This window comes from Pseudolysinimonas sp. (genome assembly GCF_031389465.1).
Classification (GTDB): Bacteria; Actinomycetota; Actinomycetes; order Actinomycetales; family Microbacteriaceae; genus Pseudolysinimonas_A.
This window is the reverse complement of sequence record NZ_JANMSQ010000087.1, coordinates 1-5,176: the sequence shown is the minus strand read 5'-3', so window position 1 is coordinate 5,176 and position 5,176 is coordinate 1. Positions and strand designations below refer to the sequence as shown.

General features: G+C 66.9%; 7 protein-coding genes. 2 read left to right on the top strand and 5 right to left on the bottom strand.

Annotated features, from left to right (window positions below):
* Positions 1 to 15: 15 nt before the first annotated feature.
* The 5 genes from RMO30_RS03465 to RMO30_RS03445 all read right to left on the bottom strand — a co-directional run bounded on the left by RMO30_RS03465 (position 16) and on the right by RMO30_RS03445 (position 3,108).
* Complete coding sequence (locus tag RMO30_RS03465) at positions 16 to 864, bottom strand: LppM family (lipo)protein (RefSeq protein WP_309709548.1); 849 nt, start codon at positions 862 to 864, stop codon at positions 16 to 18.
* A gap of 383 nt (positions 865 to 1,247) precedes the next feature.
* Complete coding sequence (locus RMO30_RS03460) at positions 1,248 to 1,745, bottom strand: RNA polymerase sigma factor (protein ID WP_309709546.1); 498 nt, start codon at positions 1,743 to 1,745, stop codon at positions 1,248 to 1,250.
* Positions 1,742 to 2,386 (bottom strand): hypothetical protein, encoded by a 645-nt coding sequence (locus RMO30_RS03455; RefSeq protein ID WP_309709544.1) that lies wholly within the window; start codon positions 2,384 to 2,386, stop codon positions 1,742 to 1,744. Before RMO30_RS03455 ends, RMO30_RS03460 begins: the two co-directional genes overlap by 4 nt.
* 93 nt (positions 2,387 to 2,479) lie before the next feature.
* Complete coding sequence (locus RMO30_RS03450; RefSeq protein WP_309709542.1) at positions 2,480 to 2,887, bottom strand: type II toxin-antitoxin system VapC family toxin; 408 nt, start codon at positions 2,885 to 2,887, stop codon at positions 2,480 to 2,482.
* Entirely contained in the window at positions 2,875 to 3,108 is a 234-nt protein-coding gene (locus RMO30_RS03445) for a FitA-like ribbon-helix-helix domain-containing protein (protein WP_309709540.1), read from the bottom strand. Before RMO30_RS03445 ends, RMO30_RS03450 begins: the two co-directional genes overlap by 13 nt.
* 156 nt (positions 3,109 to 3,264) lie before the next feature.
* Here RMO30_RS03445 and RMO30_RS03440 point away from each other — a divergent pair, with 156 nt between their 5' ends.
* On the top strand, positions 3,265 to 3,555 hold the full coding sequence (locus RMO30_RS03440) for a DUF4287 domain-containing protein (RefSeq protein ID WP_309709550.1): 291 nt from the start codon (positions 3,265 to 3,267) through the stop codon (positions 3,553 to 3,555).
* A gap of 111 nt (positions 3,556 to 3,666) precedes the next feature.
* Positions 3,667 to 5,176: Clp protease N-terminal domain-containing protein (locus RMO30_RS03435; protein WP_309709538.1), on the top strand; the 1,510-nt coding region annotated here is incomplete at its 3' end.

The following is a 5,176-nucleotide window of genomic DNA, read 5'->3' as shown; positions in this document are numbered from 1 at the left end:
CGTCGTTCCCGAGGGTCAGACCTCGGGGGTAGGCGGTGTGTTCGGCGCGCGCGGTGCGCGGGGCTTCTTCTCGGGGGCGTCGGTCGTTGCGGGCGCCTCGACAGCGGGGGTCGGGGCGGCGGGCACTTCGGCGGCGGGCGCCTCGGCGATCGGGACGGTCGGGGCGGTTTCGGGGGCTGCAACCGCCGCCTTCTTCTTCGCCCGCGAGCGCACGAACAGCAGCACAGCGACCACGGCTGCGATCACGAGCAGCGCGACCAAGCCGATGCCCACGATCAACAGGATGGGCGGACCGGCGGGAGTCGCCGAGCCGCGGGCCGACATCTCGAGGCGCTGGTCGACCGCGGTAGCCCACGTGACGGTGGTACCCGAGAGTTCGCCGTTGTGCTCGGTGACCTCGCCGGGGAACGTCACCGAGACGGTGAGGTTGTCGTCATCGCCCTCTCCGGTGTCTTCCGGCGGCACGGATTCGCCGCTGAAATCGAGCGCTCCGGTGAAGACGTACTCGTCGTCTTCGCGCACGATCTTGAGCGAGTCCTCACTCTGACCCGAGAAGGCGTCAAGGGCGACGTCATCGAAGACGATGCGTGAACCGAGGTACTCGTCTTGCTCGTACTCGCTCGTCGTGACGCCCGATGCGTCGCGCAGCGACCCGAGCAGGTCGGCTTCGATCTGCTCCGCTGCCGAGAGGGACTGTTCCCGGGCTTCTTCGGTGTCTTCGGAGACCAGCACGGCGACCACGATGCTGCCGTCGACGGTGTTCTCGGGGTTGAGAGTCAGGTCGGCTTGGAACCGCACGCACCCCGCGAGGGCGAGTACGAGAACCCCGACGGCGAGGATGCGGGGCAGAATGCGTCGTCTCATGCCTCCACCGTGGCAGACCCGCACGCCAGAGGGAAGTCATCGAGCTGGGGCCGCTGCTGAGCGACCTCGGCGCGGCGCCGTTTCGCGGCGACCTCGGTCCGGCCGCCATCAGCACCCTCGCGGCGGTCGAAGCAGCGGATGTCATCGTCGTCGGGTCACCCACCTACCGGGTCACCTAAACGGGCCTCTTCAAGCTGTTCTTCGACCACGTGGGACTGCACGCCCTCGTCGACAAGCCGATCGTGCGCACCGCGACCGGCGGCAGCGACCGGCCCTGCTCTCGCGGCAGGGCGAGACCCCGCCGTTCGTGCGAATTGGCGGTTCCGGGCCGTCTGAAGCGCCAATCGACACGAATCCTTTTGTGCTGAGAACGTTGAGGCGCCTCAGCGAGCGAGGTTGGGCGCGAGAACCGAGCGCAGTTCCGACTTCGCGCGTTGATAACGTCCGCGGGTCGTGGAAGCGGGAATGTCGAGGATGGTCGCCGCATCTGCAAGGGTCAGCCCGTCCCAATGAACAAGCCGAATGAGCTCGGCGAGATCGGGATCGAGTCGCGCGATTGCATCTCTTACCTCGTCGCCGGCGTCCGCCGCTGGCGCTTCCGCGACGGCGAGGATGTCGCGTACTCGGTTCGCGAGCCGCTGGCGGCGACGCGCTCCGCGTTCAGCGTTAAGGAGCACTTTGCGGGCGACACCGAATAGCCACCGCCGTGCCTCTTCGTCGGCGGTCGGCAAGTCTGTCTCTCTTCGCCACGCGACGATCATCGTCTCGGCCAGAAGATCGGCGGCATCCTCTCGCGGGACGACGCGGCGCTCGAAGTAGGCGAGGAGGTCACGTGCGTTGGCGGCGAGTGCGACCTCGAACCGCGATGTCGGTGCGGTCACCGGTCGAATCCGAAGGTCGCGCCCGGGCAGTGTCCTTCGCCTTCCCACGAGAGGTTCGAGTCGGCGTAATCCGGGATCCGCTCCTCGAGGTCGGCGATCAAGACGACACGTACCGCGTTCGTGACGGCATTGCGGTACTCGTCGTCAGCGTTGTAGTAGTCGGTGCCGTATCCGGAGGGTGTGGGGTTCGAGCCGTCCCCGATATACCAGCTCTCATCCTCCCGCGACTCCGCGATTGCCGCCTCGATGTCCGCCCGCGCAAAGACGTCACCATTCCGAAGGATGTCAACGACCGCGGCAACGACATCAGGGTGGCCAGGTGCCTGAACGTTGCCGACACGCTCTTCGCACCAGGCTCCGCTCGGCAGCCGATAGGTGAAGATGACGTCGGGATTCAGTGCCCATGGCCCCCAGCCCCCCGTTGCCGCCGCAGCGGTAGCCCCTCCGGCCGCCAGGGCCACGATGGCCCCGGCCATGGCGACGCGCTGCCCCCACGGTCGAGGGCGCTTGCGGGCCGCGGTTCGGGCCCGCCGCACCATGACCGCGAGTTCCAAGTCGAGATCGGCACTGCTGGTTGCGCGAGGCGCGGAACCAGCGAGGGTTTCGTCGAATGGGTCTGTCGCTGTGTCAGCTGAGCTCATGGATGCCCTCCTCAGGATCTTCTACTTCGACATGTCCGGCCGAGCAGGTACTGTCCGTCATTGGGACAGATCAGGGGGAGTCGGGGCAGCGCGTCAATCGACGAGAACGACCGCGCAGTACGACTCGGCGGCACGCGCGAGGCGACGGTCGGCGGTGATGAGGGGGATGCCGAGCGCCTCGGCCAGCGCGACGTAACTTGCGTCGTAGGTCGAGATGTTGTCGCGAAGTTCCCAGATCCGCGGCAGCAGTCGAAGGTGTCCATAGCGGCGAAGGCCGGGGAGTGAGGCAAGGCCGAGGACCGCGGCACGAGCCTCTTCGGCGGTCAGCTCCCCGCGTCGCGTAGCCCGGCGTAGGGCTGAGGCGACTTCGAGGTCGAGCAGGTGCGGCGCGGAGACCGGCTGCAGAAGGAGCTCGCGTGCCCGGTCACCGCTTGCGCTGGCGCCCGACAACGCCTCCACGACCGCGGAGGCATCGGCGACGAGACCGGTCAGTCCTCCCATTTGCGCCCCGCATGGATGGCATCGAGGACCTCTTCGCGCGGCATGCGGAACCCGGGGATCGCAATCGCGTTCCAGCGATCCTCCAGTGCGATCTGATCTGCGAGTGCACTGAGTTCGCGCCGCAGGTACTCGGAAAGCGAGAGGCCCGCGGCCACCGCCTTCGCCTTGAGCTTCTGCGTGACATCGTCACTCAGGTTCCTGATCTGCACCGTTGTTCCCATGTCCTCAGGGTACTCCGCCTGCATGCGAGATTGAGAAGTGTGCATGCACACTACCCTGTCGTCGTGGCTGGGTAGTCGAGTGCGCCCGCCGTCGATCGGGAGAAGTCGACCGGCCCGCCACGTGGGAAGGACAGGGTGGCGGAGTATCCTTCCGGCATGTCATTCCAGGCGTACCTCGACAACATCGAAGAGAAGACCGGGCTCGCCCCGCGGCAGTTCCTGCGGCTCGCGGCCGAGAAGGGCTTCGACGCGAACACGAAGGCCGGGCCGATTCTCGAATGGCTAGCCGCCGACTTTGGGCTCGGCAAGGGACACGCAATGGCGCTCGTGCACGTCATCACGAAGGGGCCCAAGATCTCGGCGAAGCACGTCGACAGCGGCACCACGCACAGCGACCCGTCGGACGAACTCTGGCTCGACGGCAAAGCGAGCAACCCCGCGGGCTAGGTGGTCCTGGCGGAGCGTCCCGCCGTGAGCGAACACGGGAGTTTTCGGCAGTCCGCGTCGTTACCCTCGGATGTAACGACGCCTTCCGACCGGCGTCATCCAGGAGTTCAGATGTTCGAGCGCTTCACAGACCGAGCCCGCCGGGTGGTCGTCCTCGCCCAGGAAGAGGCGAAGATGCTCAACCACAACTACATCGGCACCGAGCACATCCTGCTCGGGCTCATTCACGAGGGTGAAGGGGTCGCCGCGAAGGCGCTCGAGTCGCTCGGCATCTCGCTGGATGCCGTGCGCGAGCAGGTGCAAGACATCATCGGGCAGGGGCAGCAGCAGCCGACCGGGCACATCCCGTTCACGCCGCGCGCCAAGAAGGTGCTCGAGCTGTCGCTGCGCGAGGCACTGCAGCTCGGCCACTCCTACATCGGCACCGAGCACATCCTGCTCGGCCTGATCCGCGAGGGCGAAGGTGTCGCCGCGCAGGTGCTCGTGAAGCTCGGAGCCGACCTCAACCGGGTGCGCCAGCAGGTCATCCAGCTGTTGTCGGGCTACCAGGGCAAGGAGCAGGTCGCGGTCGGCGGCAACGACGCGACGCCCGACAAGGGCAGCCAGATCCTCGACCAGTTCGGCCGCAACCTGACGCAGGCCGCGCGCGAAGGCAAGCTCGACCCGGTCATCGGGCGCGAGAAGGAGATGGAGCGGGTCATGCAGATCCTCTCCCGCCGCTCGAAGAACAACCCCGTACTGATCGGTGAGCCCGGCGTCGGCAAGACCGCCGTCGTCGAAGGCCTCGCCCAGGCGATCGTGCGGGGCGACGTGCCCGAGACCCTGAAAGACAAGCAGCTCTACACGCTCGACCTCGGCTCGCTCATCGCCGGATCCCGCTACCGCGGTGACTTCGAGGAGCGCCTCAAGAAGGTCACGAAAGAGATCCGCACCCGCGGCGACATCATCACCTTCATCGACGAGATCCACACCCTCGTCGGGGCGGGTGCTGCCGAAGGCGCGATCGACGCGGCCAGCATCCTCAAGCCTCTGCTCGCCCGCGGTGAGTTGCAGACGATCGGCGCGACGACGCTCGACGAGTACCGCAAGCACTTCGAGAAGGATGCCGCCCTCGAGCGGCGCTTCCAGCCGGTGCAGGTGCACGAGCCGACGATCCCCCACACGATCAACATCCTCAAGGGACTGCGCGACAAGTACGAGGCGTTCCACAAGGTGTCGATCACGGATGGCGCGATCGTGTCGGCGGCGAACCTCGCCGACCGCTACGTGCAAGACCGCTTCCTGCCCGACAAGGCGATCGACCTGATCGACGAGGCCGGCGCACGGTTGCGCCTTTCGATCCTGTCGGCCCCCCCGGAGCTGCGCGAGTTCGACGAGAAGATCGCCACCGTGCGCGCCTCGAAGGAAGCCGCGATCGAGGAACAAGACTTCGAGAAGGCCGCCTCGCTGCGCGACGAGGAGAAGAAGCTGCTCGGCGAGCGGCTGCGCCTCGAGAAGCAGTGGCGTGCCGGAGATGTCGCCGCATCCGGAACCGTGGATGAAGGCGTCATCGCCGAGGTGCTCGCCAACGCGACCGGCATCCCGGTCTTCAAACTCACCGAGGAAGAGTCGAGCCGGCTCA